This is a genomic window from Marinisporobacter balticus (assembly GCF_004345705.1).
Classification (GTDB): Bacteria; Bacillota; Clostridia; order Peptostreptococcales; family Thermotaleaceae; genus Marinisporobacter; species Marinisporobacter balticus.
Map to the genome: position 1 here is coordinate 1 of NZ_SLWV01000066.1, position 2233 is coordinate 2233.

At 37.1% G+C, this 2233-nt stretch carries 1 protein-coding gene; it reads right to left on the minus strand.

Features of this window, described 5'->3' with window-relative positions; all coding sequences use genetic code 11:
• A partial coding sequence (locus tag EV214_RS18510; protein ID WP_279233160.1) for a GLUG motif-containing protein occupies positions 1 to 2116 on the minus strand: 2116 nt, incomplete at its 3' end.
• Positions 2117 to 2233 lie beyond the last annotated feature (117 nt).

The window sequence follows — 2233 nt, forward strand, 5'->3', positions numbered from 1 at the left end:
TCGCATTCGTATTATAATAACCATTGGCTATAGTTGAAGAATTTAGTCCTACTAATCCCCCTACTTTTGAATCATGACCTCCTGTAATATCCCCTGTGGCATAACTGTTATTTATTACACCCGAATTATCTCCTACTAGTCCTCCTGCTTTTGCCTCATTGCCCATAGCACCAGTTGAAACAATAACAGAAGCTGTAGAACAACTATTGTTTATCTCCCCTAAATTGAATCCTGCAAGTCCTCCTGCTACTGAAAAATTTCCTTTAGCTTCAATAGAACCCGTTACATAGCTATTTTTTATTGTCGCCCCACTGAAAGCACAACTTCCTACAAGACCTCCTAGATTTGCCATATTCTCCGAAGAAACTATATGAACATCAACCCCAATATTGTCTATAGTTCCAACACTATATCCAAATAATCCAAGATATCTATGCTCTGTATCAGGGCTTGATTCTGTTCCTATGTATATATTACTGATGTTATGTTTTTTTCCATCAAAGTGTCCACTAAAAGTTTTATTAAAATCACCCCCATAAATCCCTATAGGCGTCCACTGATGGGCTACTAAGTCTATATCCTGTGTTAATTCATAATATGCTCCTTTATAAGTTGCATTACCTGCATTAACTTCTTGTGCCATAAAGGCTAATTCTTCAGCACTGCTTATTTGATATGGCTTTGCTTCTGTTCCCGAACCTGTAAGGCTTGATACACTCCCTATATTGTCCTTCCAATAACTAGGTTGTTTGATATCACTAGCTACTAGTTGTTTTTGATAAAATCCGGCTACTTTTCCATTGGCATCTACGTCATATACTTGTAAATATTTATTTTCTGCTACTCCTGTTGTTATATTGGATTCAGATGTATAGGGATCTACCAGATTATCCCCGCTTGTTGATGCATCCTCTGATGTAGGGGGTGCTGATACCAAACTATCTGTAATATTCACTACAAATTTTGATGTTTCTGTTCCTGTGATTTTTGCTTGAGTTGAACCTATGTCTGTTCCCGGTGATATCGTTACGGTTAAGGTTGGTGCTGGGATTATAAATGTTAATGTTGGAAAGTCATCCGGTTGAACCATCCATGTACTCCAATCGGTTTGTAAGCTGTCGCTAAGAGCATTTGCAAATTCTTGTTCTTTCATTTGTTCTAATGTTTTAGATATTGTAGGCTCTGTGCTTAGAGGCGGCACACCAAAACCAATACCTTGTGCATTTTTGACACGATTATTAATCGTTCGTGTAGCCCCACTGTTATAGTAACAATTGTCAATTGTGCCACCAGTACTAAACTTTCCTAGAAACAGTCCTACATATGCATTATTCCCTCCAGTAATATTTCCTGTTGCATAACTGTTACTTATGATTCCTGTCATGAAATTGCTTCCTACAAGTCCTCCTGCTGTTGCATAATTTCCAGTGGCACCATCAGCAACGATAACAGAAGCTGTAGAATAGCTATTGCTAATTGTTCCAGAATTGTTTCCTACAAGTCCTCCTGCATTTGAATAATTTGCTTGAGCTGTAACAGAACCCGTAACGTAACTATTTTTTATAGTTCCATGGGAGCAATACCCTACAAGTCCTCCTACTCCTGCCAGTATCTTCGAAGAAACTATATTTACACTAACTCCAATATTTTCTATAGTTGAGCCATTACTACTATATCCAAATAACCCCGCATATTGCATTGTATATGGATCGGTTGATGTTCCTATAATCACATTCGTTATCTTATGTCCTTTTCCATCAAAATGTCCATAGAAAGTTGTTTGAATATTCGACGCACCTTCATAGCTCCCTATCGGCGTCCACTGATGTGCTACTAAATCTATATCCGCTGTTAATTCATAGTATGCTGCATTGTAATCTGTATTACCTTCATTGATTTCCTTCGCTAAATACGCTAATTCTTCTGCACTACTTATTTGAAACGGCGAATTTTCTGTTCCTAACCCTTTACCTGCAAGGGTTACACCCCCTATATGATCTTTCCAATTACCTGATGTTGGTACACCTGCGTTTACTATGTTGATTGGTAACATGGTAAAAATCATTGTGATAATAAGACAATACCCCATTAACTTTTTCAATTCTATTTTTTTCATTAACAATCCCCCCAAATAAAATAGAGCTCTCACGGAAACTCTTTATCCCCTGTGATTACTCTCTTTTATTAATCAAAATTTTTGTTGATTCCCCCATTTTTTTTACATAAAATACTT